Source organism: Pseudomonas mucidolens (assembly GCF_900106045.1).
Lineage (GTDB): Bacteria > Pseudomonadota > Gammaproteobacteria > Pseudomonadales > Pseudomonadaceae > Aquipseudomonas > Aquipseudomonas mucidolens.
Map to the genome: position 1 here is coordinate 4,772,446 of NZ_LT629802.1, position 19,258 is coordinate 4,791,703.

Here is a 19,258-nt window from a genome sequence, read left to right on the forward strand (position 1 = left end):
TGCAACCAGGCGTTGAATTAAAGGAAGAAGTCCATACGGAAATACACAGGCGCTTCTCTATCGGCCATCACGGCCGGGCGTTCCAGCGAGTGGGCAAACGTCACGCTGGTGCTGACGTATTTGCCGCGGGCGAACAGCTCCAGGGAGTTGCTCGAGACCCGGCCATGCACTTCGCCGTTGTAGCGGTCGTTGCGGATCACGCCCTGGTCGTAACCGACGCTGGCGCCGTACTCCCCGAAGGCCGGGCGCAGCCAGGCCCAGGTCACCGGGCGCGACCAGCGCAGGTCGTTGCGCCAGTAGCCGCCGCTGTCGCCGGTCAGTTGCTGATCCTTGAAACCGCGGATCGACGACGAGCCGCCAAGGCTCATGCGCTGCGGGCTGAACAGGATGTCTTCACTGCGTTGCCCGGTGGCCAGGCTGGTGAAGGTGAAGGACTCGCCCCACCACGTGAAGGGCTGCAGATAGCTGACGGTGGCGGTGTATTTGCGATAGCGGGCATTGGGTTGCCGACTGCCCTGTTCGCCACGTTCTTCTTGAGCCTGGGCATCGAAAGCACCGATGCCGTTCTGCACGCCGAGGTCGACGTTGACGTAGGCACTGCCCACCCGCCGGCCATGGTTGATGCCCAGTTGCAGTTCACTCAAGCGATGGCTGCTGACGTCCAGATGGGTGTCATCGATATAGGTGTTGGTGCGCAGGTGCGAGAGGCCGGCATTGATCGAGGTTTTGCTCAACGCGTCGCGATGGATCACGCGTTCGGCGCGCAGTTGGTGGGTCTGGTTGTCGCCGCGTTGTTTGAAGTCATAGCTATCAGCCTGTACCACCGAGCGGTTTTCGCTCTGGTTGTAGCTGTAGCTGAAGTTCCACCAGCCCCACGGCAGGTTGTAGTAAAACATCGTGCTTTTCGAGGTTTTCTGATGATCGCTGAGGGCATCGTGGCCGCCGCGCAGCATCAGTTGGTCGGCCAGGCCCAGTGGGTTATCCCATTCCAGGCCGGCGCCCCACTGTTGCTCGCCGGTGCTTTTCTGCCCGTCATTGTTACGCGACAGGCTGGCACGCCAGGGTTTTTGCGGGGCGTTCTTGACCAGCACCACGCTGTCGCCGACCTGGCTGCCGGGGGCCAACTCCATTTGCGCCTGGTTCGACGGCAGGCGGTTCAACTGGTCGACCAGTTGCTCGATTTCCCGCAGGTTGAGGTGTTCGCCAACCCGCCCCGGAAAGGCCATTGCCAGTTGGCGGTCGGTGATCTTGCTGCCCTCGGCACCTTTCAGGCCTTCGAGCTTGCCTTCCACCACCAGCACGCTCAGGTGTCCCTTGGACATGTCCTGTTGTGGCAGGTAGGCCCGACTGGTGACCATGCCTTTGTCGATGTAGTAATCGGTGATCGCCTTGAGTAATGCATTGAGCTGGGACACGCCCAGGCACTGGTCGATGTAAGGCTTGAGCAGGCGCTCGCGATCAGCGGCGGACAGGCTGTCGGCGCCCGTGAGTTCGATGGTTTTGATGGGGAAGCAACGGGTATCCACCGGCGCAGCGGGAGCGGCAGGTTCGGCCTGTTTACCGGGCAGGTTCTTGAGTTCCTCAAGGCGTCGTTGCTGCTCTTCCAGCAGGCGATTTTGCCGGTCGCGGATCAGGTCTTGATCGCCGGGCGTGGTCGCGGCCATCGCGCTGTTTAGCGCGAAGCAGGCGAGCAGAGTAAGGCCCAGTGAATACCGAGTCCATGGCACTAAAAAAAACATGTTCGATCCATCGAATGACAAGGGGGCGCAAACTAACATCTAACTTCCAGCGAGCCAAAATTTTGTACTCGTTAGAAAAACTAAATAATATGCAGCCAAGCTATTGATAAATAACAAATATTAAAATCAGCAACGATTATCCATTTGCACTTCTGATTTTTCTTCCGACAAGCGGTATCAGTTTTGAAACAGTGCTCCGCAGCATTTTAAAATGCCATCACTTAGCCATCAAAGTGCAACTGCGCGAGGTTAGTACCCAAATAACCCGAAAAGTTCGCGGGCGTTTTGTGACCTGGATCGCATTCCCAGGAATCCATTGATCGCCTCTTCTCGCAGGCGCGCTACACCCGCTCCACCCCTTTCAAGCGTGGCCACCGCACACCCAGGGACACGTGCGCGTTCACTTCCTGCACGCCACCCTCATGATCGTTATGAATCACCAATACCCCCGGCCGACGCAGTTGTTTCAGGTCGCCCTCGCCGAGGTTGAAACTGTCACTCAGGCGCTGGTCGCTCAAGGCCTTGACGGCTGAGCGCCGCTGGGCAAAGTGCTTGCCACGCCGCTGCTGATAACGCGCCCAACCGATCAACAGCGCGGCGTTGACCAAAGCGATCCACAGGTAGATCTGCAAGGTTTGCAGCGCCGCAAAGATCGGCGCGTCGATGCGCGGCCCGCCGTGGGTGTCGAGCATCGGCACCAGACCGCGCACTAACAGCACAATCAGTCCGGCCCAGGCCAGCAGGGTCAGCACGATATCGACGGCGCGCATCACCGGACGCTGGGAAGTTCGGATCAGGTTCATGGGTTGATTTCCTTGCCGGGAGCTTTGATGCCGCGATCCGGGCTGACCCAGCGCGCGCGTTTTTGATGTTGGCGGAACAGCACTTTGGGGAAGCTGACTAAGGTGGTGAACAAGCTCACCAGCCAGAACACCAGGGGGTACCAGACTGTCCAGAACAGGGTTTTCCACAGGCCACGTTCATAGCGACGATCAATCATGATGCTCACGGCGAATTGCACCAGGCACACCACCGCCAGCAACAGACCGGTAAAGGCCGGTGGCATCAGTGAACTGACAGCAATCGCCTCGGGTAGCGGCACCACTTTGCCCACGCCCCAGAAGATTACCGACAGCAGAAAGGTGAAGGCCCAGCCGGTGGACAGGCAGTATTCGAACAACAGCGGCCACAAGTAGCGGTGGCGCCATTGCCAGATGCCACGGATGTTCTTGAACAACACTTCGGCGCCGCCCTGGGCCCAGCGCAGGCGCTGTTTCCACAGGCCGCCGAGGGTTTCCGGCATCAGGATCCAGCACAACGCGCGCGGCTCGTAGAAGATGCTCCAGTGGTCCAGTTGCAGCTTCCAGCTGACGTCGATGTCTTCGGTGATCATGTCGGTGCTCCAGTAGTCGACCCGGTCCAGGGCCGCCCGCCGAAATGCCACCACCACGCCGGATACGGTGAAGATCCGCCCGAATACCCGCTGGGTGCGCTTGATCAAGCCGATGATCGAAGAGAACTCACCCACCTGCACCCGACCGATCAAGGTCGAACGCGTACGGATACGCGGGTTACCGGTGACCGCGCCAAGCCGTGGGTTGTCGAGCATCGGCGCCACCAGATAGGCCGCCGCATTGCGATCGAGCAAAGCATCACCGTCGATGCACACCAGGTAATCGCTGTGAGCCGCCACCGCGCCCATGCGCAGGGCCACGGCCTTACCCTGGTTTTGCGCCAGGTGCAGCACCCGCAGGCGCGGCTCCTTGAGGGCCAGGGCATCGAGCACGGCGGCGGTGTTGTCGCTGGAACCGTCGTTGATCGCGATCACTTCAATGTTGCGATACAACTGGCCCAGCGCCGCGCCGATGGTCTCGGCGGCGTTGTCGCCTTCGTTGTAGCAAGGGATCAGGATCGAGATCAGCGGATTACCCTTGAGCTCCGGCGCCGGCGTGTCATCGGCCCACGGCCAGTGGCGCTCCCAGTGCAGCCAGAAATACACACCGCCGGCGATCCACAGCGCGGACATGAACAGCGGGTAGAAAAATACGAAGTCCATCAGGAACTGCCCGGTGACCAGGAAGATCAGGCCCAGGGGCACACCCAACACCAGTGCCAGCACGAGTAACGCGAGGATTCTGTCGAACATGGGTCAAGGATTCCATTTGTTGGAAAGGGCCGGACGCACGGTGTTCAGATCCGGCGAATTCTCCAGGAAGTTGTCGGGGTAGTAACCGAAGCTGCTGGCGCCCTGGCGCTTGAGCACACCCATCCACTCGGCCATTTGCACGCCGGGAATGTCCGGCGCGGCCGGGGTGCGCCAATCCTTGGCCTGTAGCTCGAAGACTGTGCGCTGCATCGCACCGGGCCGGGCCTTGATCGTGGCCACGAGTTTTTCCAGCCAGGCATTGGAGCTTTTCAGCGACTGACCTTCCATCAACGGCATGGCCATAGGTGCGGTCCAGTCGTAGTGCTGGAGGAAGTCGTCGAGGTTCTGCGCAAACCAGGCTTCGCTGGCCGGGTTGAGCATCGGCTCGGCAAAGATATTGCGTGCGGTGAGCACTTCCGGGCCGCGCAGGGTGCGGACCTTGGCGGTCAGTTCATGGGTGAAATCGATCAGGTAGCGGCTCTTGAAACGGGTCCAGCGCTGCATCACGTCGGGGTCGGCGCGCAGGTCCTGGATGTTGCCCGGCAGACCATTGGCTGCGTAGGTTTTCAGAGCCTGGGGGCTGGCGTCTTCAAAGTCCGAGAGCACCGCGTCGTCATGGAACAACACCCCGTGGATAGCGCTGGTGCGGGCCAGGTCTTCGTAGATTTCACCGATGATTTTGCGCACCTGCGGATCGAACGGCGACAGGCGCTGGTACTGTTTCGGGTCGACGGCAACCTTGCCGGTGGCCGGGTCCCAACGGGTGACGCGGGGCAACTTGGCATCCAGGGCAAAGCTGAGCACGGGCATCCAGGCGTAGACCTTGACCAGGCCGCCACGGGTGTGCAACTGCCAACTGACACGGTTGAACAGGTCGGCGCGCATCGGCAGATGGCGGTTAGGGAAGTACAGCGAATGCACCAGGCCATCGCCCTTGGGGTCGGCGAAAGCCTGGAGGAATACGGTGTCGACCCCCATGTCCAGCACACGCTGGACCAACGCGTCGAGGTTGCGCGCCTCTTGCGCCTTGTCCGGATCGTAGACGTGATCGAGGTCCACATGCAGCACGCGCATCGGCGCTTTGGCCTGCGTCGACACAATGCTGGTGGCGAAGCGCTCGCCGTCCGGGTCGTTGTCCACCAGAAAGCGCGGGCTGCTCATCAGGTTGCCGAGGTTGTCGAGGCCGTCTTCCAGGGTCAGGGCCATCTTGTAACCCTGCTCACCCACCACTGCCAGGGAGGTGCCGTCCGCCGCCCCATATGGCCAGACCCACACACGCGGGGCCTTGCCGGTGACGGCGCGGATTTTGTTGGAAATCGCCGCCACGTCGGCGCGCATCCGCGCCCGGAACTGCGCTTCGGGTTCGTAACGGTTAGTGGCCGGGTCAAAGCGCCGGGTGGCGGCGGCCGGTTGCAGGTTGCCCTGGGGGTTGGCCAGCACGCCCTTGTGGTTGGCGTCGGTGTGGGCGGCGATTTCCACCAGGCCCGATTGCGCCACTTCGCGCACTTGTTGCCAGGTCAAAAATTCCGAACGGTTACGCGGTACACCGGCAAAATCCACCGGCTGACTCAGCGGCGTGTCGAGCCAACTGCCCACCGGCGCCAGCACTGCCGGCCAATGGTAGGCACGCAGAATCAGCATGACACGGGTGTAGAAGCTCGAATAGCCGTCGTCGAAGCTGAGCATGATGGCTTTGGGCGGCAGCTCTGGCCCGCCTGCGCGGGCAGCGAGGACCTGATCGACGCTAACGGCCTGGTAGCCATTCTCGCGCAGCCAGGCCAACTGTTCGATCAGGCGTTCGGTACGCACCGCCACCACTCTTTGGTCGGGGTCACGGTCGTTGACATCGTGGTAGGCAATACCCAGGAAATGGTTTTTCGGCCACGGCGCTTCATTGACCGACTTGAGCCGCTCGGCAGGTGGGGTGTACGGCGCGGGTTGCTGGGCGCAGGCGCTGCCGAGCAAGAACCCCAGGGCCAACAGGCAACGGGAAACAATGGTCATGATCGGACTCTTCTAGAATCGGTAAGTGAGGTCGACGATCAGGCGCACATCGCTTTCGCGCTCACCGTCATAAGGTCGATTGATCCAGCTCAGGTTGGCGCCGGTTTCCACCACGTCGTTCCAGCGATAGCGCTGCCCGTAGCTGAGCATGCCGACGCCGCCGGTGGCGTAATCGTGCTGGCTGTAGGTGCCCGCACCGACCTGGAACTGCTGACTCCATTGGGTCTCGTAGCGGTGATAGAGCACATGGTTGACGTTGACCGTGGGCAGCACGCTGAAGTCCGAGCGCGGGTTGAAATACGCGGCGTCTTCCTTGCTGTTGCGGCTGGTGGCGACTTCCAGGCCAAGGTCCACTTGCACGCCCGGCGAGCGGTAGACGCCCTCACGGCCGGTGAGCAGCGCTTCGACACGGTCGTTGCCGTCGCTGAAGTGGGATGGGCTCAGGGCCAGTTTCCACTCACGACTCTCATTAGCGCGCCAGCGGATAAAACCACTGCCGCCGTTGGCGGTGACGTTGGCATTGAGCGCGCGCAACGGTGTGCTGGCGGCGAGGTAGTCGAGACTGCCCCCGTATTGCCAGTGGTCGTTGATGTCGCGGGCAATCGCCAGGCGTGCGCCTTGCTTGGTGCCGTTGCCGTAGCCGTGGTTGGAGACTTCGGCCTCCAGTGTCATATCGCGGGTACGCCGCTCCACACCCAAGCGCTGCCAACGGTGGTGGCCAGTGCCTTCTTCAAAGTCGGCAGTGGCGTAGCCGATACCGCCGAATATCCGCCAGTCTTCATTGATGGGCGGGCTGTAGAGCAGGGTTTCGATTCCCCAGTCGCGGCTACCGGAGACCGCCCCGCCACCATGACTTCTGCCGGTCTCGGTTTCAATGCGCAACTCGGCCATCTCATGCACCTTGCGCAGGCGCTGGAGGCGTTGGACCTGGCGATTTTCCGGGGTGCGGGCGACCACGTCATCGGCGAGAGCATCGAGCTGGCGCCATTCCTGTAGATTCAAGGCGTTGTAGCCTTGGGAGACTTCCAGGTCGATGTTGCGCGGGGCCTGGTTTTCGGCGTCCTTGAGGGCGCTCTCGGCACGCCGTGGCCAGGCACGGGCGCGGAACATATCCGCCTGGGCCACACGCATGCCGACATTGCCGGGCGAAGTACGCACCAGGGTTTCCAGGCTTTTTTCACTGGTCGGCAGATCGGCGCCGTAGGTCGCGGCTTGGGCCGCCAGTTGCTGGGCATCCAGCCACGCGTCGTTGGGGTTGCCCAGGGTCAAGCCCTTGAGTTCGACCCGAGGGACTTGCGTGTTCGCCAGGTGGTCAGCGACAACGCGTGCCTCGGTGGCCTGGTCGTTCTCCAGCATGGCGTAGTACAGCGCGGTACTGTCTACGACTTGGTTGCTGGGGTCGGCATCCGGCGCCGTCACCACCTGGCGATACAGCGGCGCAGCCTTTTCCGGCAGGCGTTGGTCGAGATAGGCGGCGGCCACCCAGCGCAGGGCGTAGGTGGGCAGTTGCACACCTTGAGCATGCAGGGCTTCGTAGTCGTGGACCAGCTCGGCGGTGCGCGCACGGGCCTTGAGCGCACCCAGACGGTCGATGCGCCAGCGCACCACATCGTCATGGGCGCTCGCATCCGGGGTCCAGGTGGCGAGTAGTTGGTCGTAATCCTTGAGGGCGCGATCAGCGATTACATAGCGCTCGCTTTCACTGCGCGTGGGGAATTCGGCCAGGCGCACGCGCTCGGCAGCCAGATCGCCTTCCAGTCGGCGCTGGTTCACCGGGTCAAGCAGGCCGGGGTGACGGGCGCTCAAGCGAAGTGCCGGTTCCGGCATGCGCGCCCGTTGCAGGGCGATCAGGTATTCGCGCACCACCTCGGGCTGGTCGCCGGCGCGGATAAAGGCTTGGTCGAACTCGAACAGCGCATCGAACGTGGCTCCGGCACGGGACAGTGCGTAGCCCAGCGCCATGCGCCGTTGCGCGTCGTCCGGCTTGGCGGCAACCAGGGCTCGGGCGCGCTGCACGGCTTCGGCGGTTTTATCGCCATCGGCCAGGGTCAGGACCAGACCCAGTTGCAGGTCCGGGTTGTTCGGCTCGCGTGACAGCGCCTGGCGATACAGCCCCTCGGCGGGCTGCCAACGCTGTTGATTGCGATAAGTGCGGGCCACCGTGGCCAGGGCCTGGGTGGTCAATTGGCACTGGCGGCCCTGGGTCTCATAGACCTTGAGCACCTCGTCATCCTGCCGGGCCCAACTGGCAATCAACAGGTGATCGCTGACTTGCCCCGACGTCTGACGTTCCGCGGGCAGTTGGCGCAGCAGATCGAGGGCGGGGCCGTGGTTGCCGGAGCGCGCCTGGTTGATCAGCGAATCGTAGGCAGAATCTGCCAAGGCCAGGGTTGGCAGCAGCAAAGTGGCGGCGACCAAAATACGCAATCGGCCAGAACCAGAGGGAGGTAGGTTACGCAGCATGTCGTCAGCTTCCTTACTTACACGGAAAGCTGTAGCGATTTGTTTACCTGCACAGCACTCATCAGGCCGCCGGCGTCTGATGACCCGGCCAAGCTTTCCAGGAGCGCACTATCTTTGAAGGGGGGATGGAAAGGGGTGAATCAAGACAATTGTTCAGAATTGTCCTACAGAATTTTAGGGCTGCAATGTAGGAGCGAGCTTGCTCGCGAAAAACTCAAAGGCACCGCGTTTATCCAGAATGCACGCGTTATCGTTGACGTTCTTCGCGAGCAAGCTCGCTCCTACAGGGCGTAGGCTTACTGCGCGCCGCTCATTCCGCCGAGTTTGCCCAACACGCCGCCGATGAACTGCTCAACGGTCATTTTCTGGCCGTTGAAGGTCACTTCATTGTTGGCGTAGTGCAGCTTGGACAGGATGTCGTCACCTTCAACAGTCGCCAGTTGAGTGCCTACGGCCATGTTGCTGACCATCTCGCTGGCCATCTGGGATTGCTGTTCGACGGCTTTCGGGTCGGTGACACCGCCGATCTGCGCTTGCAATGCCGCGACATCGGCAATCATCGGCTTGGACAGTTTCAGATTGGCTTCAAGCAGGGTGATGATCTGCTTGCCCAGTTCGACCGGCGGCAGTTCCATGGTGGACGGTTTGGTCATGTCCACCAGCAGGCTGAAGCGGCTTTCCCCATGGGTGGTCTTGAGGGAGAGATTCTCCAGAGCCACCTGCGGCTTGGCCGCCAGCAACAAATCAATGTTGGCCTGGGCCAGCAATTGCTCGGCTTCGGTCAGTTGCAGCTCGGGGACCGGCTGTCCGGCGGCGGACGCGGCTTGCACCGGCTGCATCTTGTCTTGATACAGCTTGGTCAGTGCCAGGGTGGACGGCACATCAATGTTCTTCAGGCTCACGGCCATCGCAGCCGAACCCACGGTCTTGCCCTGGTAACCGATCTCGTCGATCTTGTAATCGACACGGCCCGCGAGGTTGTTGCCCTGGGTGTCGCTGCTGTCTTTCTGCTCGAAGCCCTTCAAGGTCAGCACCGCCTGCTGCGGACCCAGGGTGAGCTTGGTGTTGCTCAGCTCAATGGTGTTTTGCCCGACATAGAAACCGAAGCTGGATTTGGACAGGTTGCTGGCCAGGGTCAGACCGTTCAACTGCGCCTGGAACGGCGCGCCGTTGGGATCGATCATCGAGACCTTGAGGTCATCCATGTAACCATCGACCTTGACCTTCTCGCCCTTGGCGGTATTGGAGAAGTCCAGTTTCAAACCGGAAAAGTCGACGCTGCTGGTCGCGTCCTTGAACGTCAACGGCACCAATTCCACCGTGCCATCCACCGAACGGTTAAAGCCGATGTTGGCAACGCCATGCAGTGGCGGCACATCCTTGGTGGCGGCAAACCATTTTTCGGTGGTGGGGCTCTTCTCAAGCGCCATATTGCTGGTAGCCAGCACTGGCCACCACTTGAGACTCACCAGGCGCGAGAACGGCAGCGGACCATGTTCGATACGATCGACAAACAACAGTTCGCTGTTTTTGTAGTCTTCACCGAACGCTGAGCCTTCAGCCTTGAGGCGCCAGTGCGCGGTGCTGCTGAACCAGCCGCGATCCAGGGAGAGCATTTCCAGGGTCAAGCGGCCATCGACACCGGCCATGGAGCGTTCCATTTCCTTGTTGGCGTCTTCGGTCGCGGTTTTCAACACCCCTTCCAGTTGACTGCCGGTGTACCAGGCGCCACCGGCACTGACCACGCCGACTGCGGCGACAAAACCCAAAAGTACAACGGCTGATTTATTCATGAAGTGACCTGATCGAATCCTGTGTGAAAGTGGGCTGTCTTCCCTGACCCCCAAAATGGGGTGTCGGCTCAAGCCCGCCGAAGCCTGCGAAGGGTAGCCGGACCGCGTAGCAGCTGTCGAGGGTTCGGACTTATGCTTGCTCGGGGTAGTTCATGAGGTATCTACGGGATACTCGGCTCAGGAATACTCCATCTCGATCTCGTCAAGCTGATGATCGAAACTCTTCAGGCGCACAGTCCAGGTATACACCAGCACTTCAAACTCGCGATGAATGACCGCGTTGCCCGGCGTGTCGGTTCGCGGGTCGCAAAAGTCCAGCTGATAGCGCTCGCGGGCCATTGCGGTGGCCACATCGGAGAGTTCCCGGGCGTTGTTCAGCCAATGCCGCCCGTCGGCCACTTGCTGGTCCAGCAGCACGCATTGTTGCTTCAAGGCTTCGAGGCTTTTTTCCAGAGGCGTGCCCGTGAGTTCGCCCATGACTTCCTGGAAGGTGCGACCCGGCTGCCAGTAGCTGCCCCAGAAATAGCGATCAAACACTGTTTCGACCCGGCGTAACGCGACCTTGGTGTCCCAGATCGCGACCCGCGTCTTGCCTTGTTCGAGGAGTTTTTTCTTGGTTCGCTGACTCTGGTAGGAGGCCCAGGCCACAACGCCGATGGACAGCACGGCGATCAGCGCGCAGGCGCTGTCGAGGAAGATCATGGCCTTGTCGATCTGATGGGACAGCATGACGCCATAGAAATAAGTGGCCGATAACAGCACCAGTGCGAAGAGCACGCACCAGAAAGCGGGAGCATAAGGGTTTTTCATTATTGGAATCCCCATGAGCAACGCAAGCAGTGATCAGCGGGCCATCACCACGACCCGCCTGTCAAAGCATAGCAACCACGTCAGGGTTTGCCGGGTTCCGCACCTTGCGTTCGTCCGCTTTCCCAGCCGCCGCCCAGGGCCAGGAACAAATCGATCTGGCTCATGGCGACCTGGGTATTGGCCTGCGCCAGTTGCGCGCGCATGTCGGTGTAGGTGCGGGTGGCTTGCAGGTCGGCGAGGAACGACTCGCGGCCGGCCTGGAAGAAACGGTGGGTCTGCTCGGCGGCCTGCTGTGCCGACTGCTCGGCCTCGGTCAGGGCGTCGCGGCGCTGCAGTAGCGCGGTGTAGTGCGCCAGCCCGGTCTGGGTTTCGCGAATGGCGTTGAGCACCACGCCGTCAAACTGCGCCAGGGCGCCTTGCGTCGCGGCTTCAGCTTGGTGAATGCGCGCGCGCGAGCCGTTGGACGGCACGGTCCAGTTCAACAACGGACCAAAACCCCAGTGGTTGGCGGCCGGTTTTCCGAGGTTTTCGAGAAGCCCGATCGTGCCAATGGAGGCGCCGATGCTGATATCCGGGTACAGCTCGCCAGTGGCGACACCGATACCTGCGGTGGCGGCGGCCAATCGACGTTCCGCCTGGCGCACGTCAGGTCGGCGCTTGAGCAAGGCCGCGCCATCGCCGACCGGCAGCAGTTGAGCGATGTGCGGCAGCTCGGCGCAATCGCGGGTGCCGGCAGGCAATTGCGCCAGCGGCTTGGCCAGCAACATCGACAAGCGGAACAACGCGGCCTGGCGCGATGCTTCATAACGCGGCAGTTCGGCGCGCAGGGATTTGAATTGGGTTTGCGAACGCGTGACCTGGGTTTCATCACCGCGCCCGGCATCGCGCAAGCGCTGGGTCAAGCGCGTGCTCTGGGCTTGCAGGTCGAGGGAGTGACGGGCAATTTCCAGTTCTTCATTGGCCGCGCACACCTGGGTATAGGAACGCACCACGTCTGCCACCAGTGTGATGCGGGCCGTGTCGACAGCGGCCTGGGTCGCGTCGGCATTAGCCTGGGCGCCTTCAATACCGCGTTGCAGGGTGCCGAACAGGTCAAACTGGTACGAAGTGGTGATGCCGACATCGCCCACGTTGGCCACCGGCACTTTATCCGCCAGCAAAAACGCCTCGCCGGATTCCTGCAAACGCTGGGCACCGAGCTTTACGCCGCCGCTCCAACCGCCCGCGGACTGCGCTTCTTGCACCTGGAAGCGCGCCCGTTGCAGATTGGCCGCCGCGACACGCAGATCGGTGTTGGACGCCATGGCCTGCTGCACCAACTCGTCCAGACGCGGGTCCTGGTACAACTTCCACCAGTCCGCAGGCACCGGGGCCGAGACGACGTCCTTGCCCTGCCCGGCCAGTTGCCCTTGGAGGTCGCTACGGTTCACGGCGGCCTTTTCGGGCAACTGGTAATCCGGCCCAACCACCTGACAGGCCGACAACAACAGACCCAGCCCGGCGGCTGCCAGCAGTTGCTTCATGGTTTTTCTCCAGCGTTGGGCTGGTCGTCGATGATCGACACCGTGGCCGTGCGCCCGGCAATCATGCGGAAGTCATCGGGCACCTCATCAAAGGCAATGCGCACGGGAATCCGCTGGGCCAGACGCACCCAACTGAAGGCCGGGTTGACGTTGGGCAACAGGTTGGAGCCACTGGTGCGGTCGCGGTCCTCGATCCCGGCAACAATACTCTGCACATGCCCGCGCAGGCGGGCGCGGTCGCCCACCACACGAATGTCGACGCTTTGGCCGACATGGATACCGTCGAGCTTGGTCTCTTCAAAATAGCCATCGATGTGGAAAGAGTTGCTGTCCACCACCGACAGCACCGGGCGTCCGGCGGTGACAAACTCCTGGGGTCGGGGCGCGCGGTCGTTGACGTAGCCGTCCACCGGGCTGCGGACCACCGAGCGGTCGAGGTTGAGCTGGGCGCTGTCGACCGCCACTTGCGCTTCGGCCAGGGCCGACTGGGCACGGGCCACGCGAGACAGGCTTTCCTCCAGTTGCTCGCTGGCCACCAGGTTACCCAGGCCACGGTTACGCTTGGCTTCGCGCTGGGCCTGGGCCAGGGTTTCCTGGCGGTCGGCAACCGCGGCCCGGGCTTGACGCAAGGCCAGTTGGAAGCGGTCCTGATCCACCGAAAACAGCACTTGGCCTCGGCTAACCAACTGGTTGTCATGCACGTCCACATGCTGGATCAACCCGGAGACGTCCGGGGCGATCTGCACGATGTCGGCGCGGATGTGCCCGTCGCGGGTCCAGGGCGCAAACATGTAGTACATCACCATGCGCCAGACCACCACGCAGGCGAAGGTCACGACCAATAACGTCAGGACCACACGGCCGATCGTCAAAAAAGGTTTTTTCATGTCATCAGGTATCGACTGAGTGAGTCCACCGCGCCCAGCAACAGCGCGTAGAGAGCTACATTGAACAATGCCCGGTGCCAGACCAGGCGATAGAAGTGAGCACGCGTCAATAAGCCATGCACCACCAGGTACAACACATACGTAATACCCATCAGCACCAACAGCGTGGGCAGGAATACCCCGCTGATATCCAGGTCACCGATCATAAGGGTGCTCCATCCGGTAACGGCGCTTGCATCTCGCCCGAGCCGACAAACTCGACGCCGGGCAACAGCGCCAGGCGCAAGCCGCTGAGGGCGTGCAGCAGGTGCAGACGGGTTTCGCCCGCGTCCTGCAAGCCCTGGCCATTCAGCGCGCGCCGGGTTCGGTCAAGGGTCATCAGCAGACCGCTGGGCGTCGGCAAGCGTTCACCGGCTTTCAGACACGCCTTGAAGTAAGCGCCGACCTCGGCCACGACTTGATCGAGCAACACGCGCGGCACGCCGAGGACCCGCGGCGCATAGGCCAACAGGTCCAACAGGTTCAACGCCACGCGCAACTCGCGCAGGGCCACACCGCTGTCCTGTCCGGTCATGGCCAGCCGTGGCAGGTGTTGCATCAGACGGTCCAGCATCTGCACGCCGAGGCGACGGTGCTCGGCCAGGGTGGCGGGTTCGGTGAGACTGACAATGTCGCGCCAGCTGAAACGGGTCAGGCGTTTGGCCGCCAGTTCCGCGCCGAACGGCCGCGCGATCAGGGTCCAGACGAAGGCGAACAACAAGCCCACCGGACCTGCCAGGTTGGCGTTGGCGAAGCTCAGGAAATCAGCGTCGTAGGCGCCCTGAATGCTGATAAACGACGAGGTGTTGACGATGGTCAGCAGCATGCCCAGATAGAACCGCGGTTGCACCGTCAGCGTGCCGACGCAGATGAATGGCACCGCAAAGGCCAGCACCAGCATCGGGAAGTCGTGCAGGTTGGGCAAGATCAGAAACAGATAAAGGCTGGCGAACAGTACCGACATTGCGGTCCAGAAAAAGAACCGGTAGATCTGCGGCGCCGGGTCGTCCATCGAGGCAAAGAAGCTACAGGCCACCGCCGCCAGAATCACCGCGCTGCCGCCGTCGGCCCAGCCCAGCAGAATCCACAACACCGAGGCCACGATAATCGCGCTGACCGTGGAAAACGCCGAATACAACATCAGCCCACGGTCCAGAAACGGTGTCAGTCGGCCCAGGCGCCAATGCCGGTAAACCGCGCGCCACGGCGCCTGGCTTTCACACTGGATCGCGGCTTGCAGGCTGCGGCAGTCCTGCCACAGATCAATCCATTCGCCCAGCCGATACAAGGCATTGGAGAACAGCAACTGATGGCGATCGTCCAAGGCGTCGGCGTCGGGCTGCAAGGCTTCAAGCTGGTCACGCAGGGCGCGCCAACGTTCAACCGATGCGTCATTGGCGGTGCTTTCCAGCCACTCGCTGGCAGCCGTCAACAACGGCGCGAATGTGTCGACCAATTCCGGGGTACGGCGTTCCAGCGCATACAGCGCGTCATCCAGGGCATCCACCACCGGCAGCAAATGAATCATGCGTCCGCGCAGCTCTTTGGTATTGCGCACGGTTTGTGGGCGCGCGCCCTCGTGGGGCAGTTGACCGATCATCAACTCCAATGTGTTGAACGTCGCGACCATGCCACCGCGCAAGCTGGCTACTTCCTCGGGCTGCACGTTGCGGGTCAAAAAGCGCTGGCTGTAGAGCGTGGCATCGGCAAACCATTTGCTCACCGAAGCATCGAACACCGGCGCCAGGCGCCGCGGCCAGAACATCGCTCCGACCACGGCCGCCACGACAATCCCGAGGAAGATTTCTTCGGTACGCGCCTCGGCGACATCCCACACCGCCAGCGGGTTATCCACCACCGGCAAGGCAATCAGCGGCAACGTATAGCCCGCGAGCATCAGCGCGTAGCTATTGGCAGTGCGCAAATGCAGAGACAAGAACAGCAAAATCCCGGTCCACAGCGCGATCACGATCGCCAGCAGGTACGGGGTCTGCACGAACATCGGCACGAAAAACACCGCCGCCATCGCCCCGAGAAAAGTGCCGATGGCACGGTACAACGCCTTGGAGCTGGTGGGACCGACAAACGGGCTGGACACGATATACACCGTGGCCATCGCCCAATACGGTCGCGGCATTTGCATCAGCATGGCGATGTACAGCGCGATCATCGATGCGGCGAAGGTACGCACACCATAAACCCAGTCGCGGGCTGGCGGCATGCCGGTAAAAAATCCGTTCACGACGGCGCGACCGCAGCCGGATGACTGGCGTTTTCAAAGGCCCGCAGGACCCGCAACGCGGTCTCCAGATCAGCGACGTCAATGCCCGCCAGCACTTCATGGCGCAGACGCACCAACTGCACTTCCACCGCTTGCACCAACTCGCGACCCCGGGCGGTCAGGCTCAAGGCCTTGGCCCGACGGTCGTGGATATCTTCAGCACGACAGACGTAACCGGCGCTGCACAACTGATCCAGCAGACGTACCAGCGACGGGCTTTCCATCCCGGAGGCCTGGGCGACCTTGACCTGATGCACGCCGTCGCCAAGGCGGCCGATCATCAACAGCGGCACCGCGCAGGCTTCGGAAATACCGTAGTTCATCAGCGTGGCCTGGCAGATTTTGCGCCAGTTGCGGGCGCCTGCCACCATGCTGCTGCTAAGGTTCATCTGAAGGTGTTCGAGGGGTTGGGACACGTAAGGATTCGCATAAAGTTAGTTTGCTAACTATCAATATGGTGAAGAATGAATCCCGCTCAGTCAAGTTTTGATACAAATTCGCGGACGGGTGGCTTACAGGAGTGTTCGGCACCTGATGCCGGTCAGTTAGACAACAATCCTGTGGGGGTGGCGGTGCTTAGCTGATCGGCATTACCGACCGTGCAACAATTTGTAATCTTCGCGCTATCATCCCCACCTCTTCGCCCTGCGGCACTCATGGACTCTAGGAATAAGGACCATTCATGCGCATCCGTCTTCTGTCATCCCTCACACTGGCCCTGTTTGCCGGCGTTTCGATCCAGGCCCAGGCCAGCAGCGATGACTCGTGCTACCCCGACTGGCGAGTGTCGCGTGACACCCTCACCGGTTGCAGCAATATGCCCTTCCTGAGCCCCGGCAACGACAGCCGAGTCAACCTGCGACTGTTGCTGGCTGATCAGAAGTCCGCGCCGCTGACCCCGAATGCCTTGGGCGAAGACGATCTGGCCCAGGGTTTCGGACCGGTGCCGTTTCCGGTGTATCGCCTGGTACCCAACCCACCTGCCATGCAATCTTCAGAAGAACAAGGCGCGGCCAGCAGCACCGAATTGGATCAGTTACTCGGTTCACTGGGCATCCAGCGTGAGATCGCCCCAGCGGCAGGCGAGCAGTTTCTGTCCGGCGAAGGCAGTCGCTGCCGCAGCAATAACGATGACAGTGCGGCAGCGTTTATCCGTCAGGTGAGCCAGGCGGATATTCCGGCAAATGAACGGGCATTGCTGGCCAACGCGCGCCTGAAGTTGCTCACCACCTGCGACTGGCAGGGCTCGGTACTCCTGGAACCGCAGTTGATCGCGTCAACCCAGGGTCGTGAGCTGACGACGTATTTGCTCGCCGCTTCCGACTTCTACAGCGGACGCTTTGTGTATGCCGAACGCGGGTTTGTCGCCGTCTCCGTGACCTCGCTGCCCTGGCTGAAGGAAACGGCGGTGTACATGATCGCCCGCGCCTCGCTGAATCATGCTCAGGAAAATGCCTTCGACGAATACGGCATGCCGCAGCGCCAGGCTGTGGATAAAAATGCCTTGGACGAAGCCGAGCACAGTTTCCTCAGTTACCTGAAAACTTATCCACAGGGCGAATACGCCGCCTCCGCTCACGGCCTGCTGCGCCGGGTACATTGGCTGGCAGACGACGCGAACAAACTGGCGGAGGATTTTGTCTGGCAACTGACCGAAGCCAGCGATGCCCAGCGCAACGTCTCCATCGACGAACTGGTGGAAGAAACCGACAACAAATTACTGACAAGCTATGCCGATAGCGTCAGCAATCCGATGCTGCTGCTGATCAGTGACCTGATGGGGATGCGCGCGTCCAACCCGCCCAAGCTGACCCGCGAAATCCTCGACACCCAGAAAGCCGCGTTTGCCAACGAACCGGCGTTATACGCCTACGTGCAAGCCGCGTTCGCGCTGTATGTCGAGCACCAGCCCGACAGCGCCTTGAAGCATTTGCCACGGGAACTGCCCTCGAACCTGGATTACTTCGCCTTCAGCCAACAGACCCTGCGCGGCCTGGCGCTGGAAGCCAAGCAGGATTGGCAAGGCGCGGCAGACCTTTGGCTGCAACTGTTGCCGCTGGCCAAGCAGCCGTTGCAACGCGACCAACTGGAACTGGCACTGGCCATGAATTACGAGCGCAGCGGCCAGTTGGCCAAGGTGTTCGCCAGCGACTCGCCGATCCAGTCCAGGCAGGTGCGTTATATCCTGTTGCGCAGCGTTGCCGGTCCGGAGCTGTTGCGCCAGCAGATCACCCAGGCCAGCGATCCCCAGGAGCGTTCCACCGCACAATTCGTGCTGCTCTACAAAGACTTGCTGCGCGGCCAATTCGCAACGTTTGCCGAGGATTTGCAGCAACTGCCGGCATCGCCTTCCGCAGACAAGCTCGGCACCAGCCTGGGCTATGTCTACGACGGCGGACAGTCTCTGAAGTTGTTCCACTGGAATGGCGACCAGGCGCAATCAGGCTATGCCTGCCCGAGCATTGCGCAGACCGCGGGCACGTTGCAGAACGATCCAAAAAACCCGCAAGGCCTCAACTGCCTTGGCGAGTTCATCCTGCGTAACGGCCTGGACAGCATGCCGCTGGAACACGCCCGTTCGGCTGGCAGCCTGGGCAGCAGCGCCTCGGATTTCAAAGGTCAGACCTTCTCGCGGCTTGAAGGCTACAAACAGGTGATCGCCAATCCCAAGGCGCCCCGTGACGACAAGGCCTACGCGCTGTTCCGTGCCATCAACTGCTATGCACCTTCCGGCTATAACAGTTGCGGTGGCGAAGACGTCGACAAAGCGCTGCGCAAGGGTTGGTTCCGTCAGTTGAAAAGCGGGTTTGCCGACACTCAGTGGGGCAAGTCGCTGCAGTATTACTGGTAAGCACGTGAGAGGCTTCTGGTTATCGCTGCTCCTGCTGGCGAGCCCGGTCTTCGGCGCGGTCGACGCCCATGACTATGATGCATTCTGGCTGTGGAGCGGCGTCGCGCCCCAGCCGGTGCTCAAACAGGCAAAGACGCTGTACATCCTCCAGGGCCAGATCAATTCCACCCGCCGTCAACCCGGGCGTGGCGTGCAGTTCATCGCCCAAGGCATGAGCGTGCCGCGCATCCGTCAAGGTGAAGTGTGGGTGGTCTACCGCGCTCATACGTTGCGCTGGCCGGCGTCGGTCTACACCCAACTGCTGGGGCAAGTGCAACGCTGGCGGGCGGCCGGCAACCCGGTAATCGGTATTCAGATCGACTTCGACGCCCGCACCCACTACTTGCACGAATACGCCGACTTCCTCAAAGACCTGCGCCGACGCCTGCCCCGGGACCTGTGCCTGAGCATCACTGGGCTGATGGACTGGAGCAGCAACGCCGACCCCGAGGCCATCGCGCAACTCAAGGGCGTGGTGGATGAAGTGGTGGTGCAAACCTACCAGGGGCGCCACAGCATCCCAGACTACGCCGCCTATCTGCCGCGGATGAACCGACTGGGCCTGCCGTTCAAGATTGGCTTGATCCAGGGCGGAGAGTGGCAGGCGCCGCACTACTTGAAGAGCGCTGAGTGGTTTCGCGGCTACGTGGTGTTTTTGCAGAACCCATGAGGTGGTGCGGCGA

Annotated in this window: 14 protein-coding genes; 2 read left to right on the top strand and 12 right to left on the bottom strand. The window is 61.6% G+C overall.

Translation table 11 applies throughout. The features are described 5' to 3' along the window. Window positions 1-17: 17 nt before the first annotated feature. The 12 genes from BLU75_RS21960 to BLU75_RS22015 all read right to left on the bottom strand — a co-directional run bounded on the left by BLU75_RS21960 (window position 18) and on the right by BLU75_RS22015 (window position 16,074). The gene (locus BLU75_RS21960; protein WP_084381644.1) at window positions 18-1,739 is read right to left on the bottom strand and encodes a ShlB/FhaC/HecB family hemolysin secretion/activation protein; all 1,722 of its coding nucleotides are present in this window, start codon (window positions 1,737-1,739) and stop codon (window positions 18-20) included. Window positions 1,740-2,080: 341 nt separating this feature from the next. Continuing rightward, window positions 2,081-2,542: a poly-beta-1,6-N-acetyl-D-glucosamine biosynthesis protein PgaD gene (gene pgaD / locus BLU75_RS21965; RefSeq protein WP_084381643.1), complete on the bottom strand. Its 462-nt coding sequence runs from the start codon at window positions 2,540-2,542 to the stop codon at window positions 2,081-2,083. Next, window positions 2,539-3,885 (bottom strand): poly-beta-1,6-N-acetyl-D-glucosamine synthase, encoded by a 1,347-nt coding sequence (pgaC, locus tag BLU75_RS21970; protein WP_084381642.1) that lies wholly within the window; start codon window positions 3,883-3,885, stop codon window positions 2,539-2,541. Before pgaC ends, pgaD begins: the two co-directional genes overlap by 4 nt. A gap of 3 nt (window positions 3,886-3,888) precedes the next feature. Further along, the gene (pgaB, locus tag BLU75_RS21975) at window positions 3,889-5,889 is read right to left on the bottom strand and encodes a poly-beta-1,6-N-acetyl-D-glucosamine N-deacetylase PgaB (protein ID WP_084381641.1); all 2,001 of its coding nucleotides are present in this window, start codon (window positions 5,887-5,889) and stop codon (window positions 3,889-3,891) included. A 12-nt stretch (window positions 5,890-5,901) separates the two neighbouring features. Then, complete coding sequence (gene pgaA, locus BLU75_RS21980; RefSeq protein WP_084381640.1) at window positions 5,902-8,352, bottom strand: poly-beta-1,6 N-acetyl-D-glucosamine export porin PgaA; 2,451 nt, start codon at window positions 8,350-8,352, stop codon at window positions 5,902-5,904. Window positions 8,353-8,648: 296 nt separating this feature from the next. Then, window positions 8,649-10,145 carry a YdgA family protein gene (locus BLU75_RS21985; RefSeq protein WP_084381639.1) on the bottom strand — a complete coding sequence of 499 codons (1,497 nt, stop codon included), beginning with the start codon at window positions 10,143-10,145 and terminating at the stop codon, window positions 8,649-8,651. Between the two features lie 177 nt (window positions 10,146-10,322). Next, window positions 10,323-10,955, bottom strand: a complete 633-nt coding sequence (locus BLU75_RS21990) for an NADH:ubiquinone oxidoreductase subunit N (protein WP_084381638.1) — start codon at window positions 10,953-10,955, stop codon at window positions 10,323-10,325. Window positions 10,956-11,035: 80 nt separating this feature from the next. After that, window positions 11,036-12,478: an efflux transporter outer membrane subunit gene (locus BLU75_RS21995; protein WP_084381637.1), complete on the bottom strand. Its 1,443-nt coding sequence runs from the start codon at window positions 12,476-12,478 to the stop codon at window positions 11,036-11,038. Continuing rightward, entirely contained in the window at window positions 12,475-13,365 is an 891-nt protein-coding gene (locus BLU75_RS22000) for an efflux RND transporter periplasmic adaptor subunit (RefSeq protein ID WP_084381636.1), read from the bottom strand. Before BLU75_RS22000 ends, BLU75_RS21995 begins: the two co-directional genes overlap by 4 nt. After that, on the bottom strand, window positions 13,362-13,571 hold the full coding sequence (locus BLU75_RS22005) for a DUF1656 domain-containing protein (protein WP_084381635.1): 210 nt from the start codon (window positions 13,569-13,571) through the stop codon (window positions 13,362-13,364). The genes BLU75_RS22000 and BLU75_RS22005 overlap by 4 nt, the downstream gene beginning before the upstream one ends. Continuing rightward, complete coding sequence (locus BLU75_RS22010) at window positions 13,568-15,646, bottom strand: FUSC family protein (RefSeq protein ID WP_084381634.1); 2,079 nt, start codon at window positions 15,644-15,646, stop codon at window positions 13,568-13,570. Before BLU75_RS22010 ends, BLU75_RS22005 begins: the two co-directional genes overlap by 4 nt. Then, window positions 15,643-16,074, bottom strand: coding sequence for a MarR family winged helix-turn-helix transcriptional regulator (locus BLU75_RS22015; protein ID WP_084381633.1), 432 nt, complete (start codon window positions 16,072-16,074; stop codon window positions 15,643-15,645). Before BLU75_RS22015 ends, BLU75_RS22010 begins: the two co-directional genes overlap by 4 nt. 293 nt (window positions 16,075-16,367) lie before the next feature. Between BLU75_RS22015 and BLU75_RS22020 the strand changes: the two genes are divergently transcribed. Together BLU75_RS22020 and BLU75_RS22025 are read left to right on the top strand one after the other, a co-directional pair. Next, window positions 16,368-18,536: a PA5441 family protein gene (locus tag BLU75_RS22020; protein ID WP_084381632.1), complete on the top strand. Its 2,169-nt coding sequence runs from the start codon at window positions 16,368-16,370 to the stop codon at window positions 18,534-18,536. A 4-nt stretch (window positions 18,537-18,540) separates the two neighbouring features. Then, a complete protein-coding gene (locus BLU75_RS22025) occupies window positions 18,541-19,245 on the top strand; it encodes a DUF3142 domain-containing protein (protein WP_084381631.1) in 705 nt (234 codons plus the stop codon). Window positions 19,246-19,258: the final 13 nt, after the last annotated feature.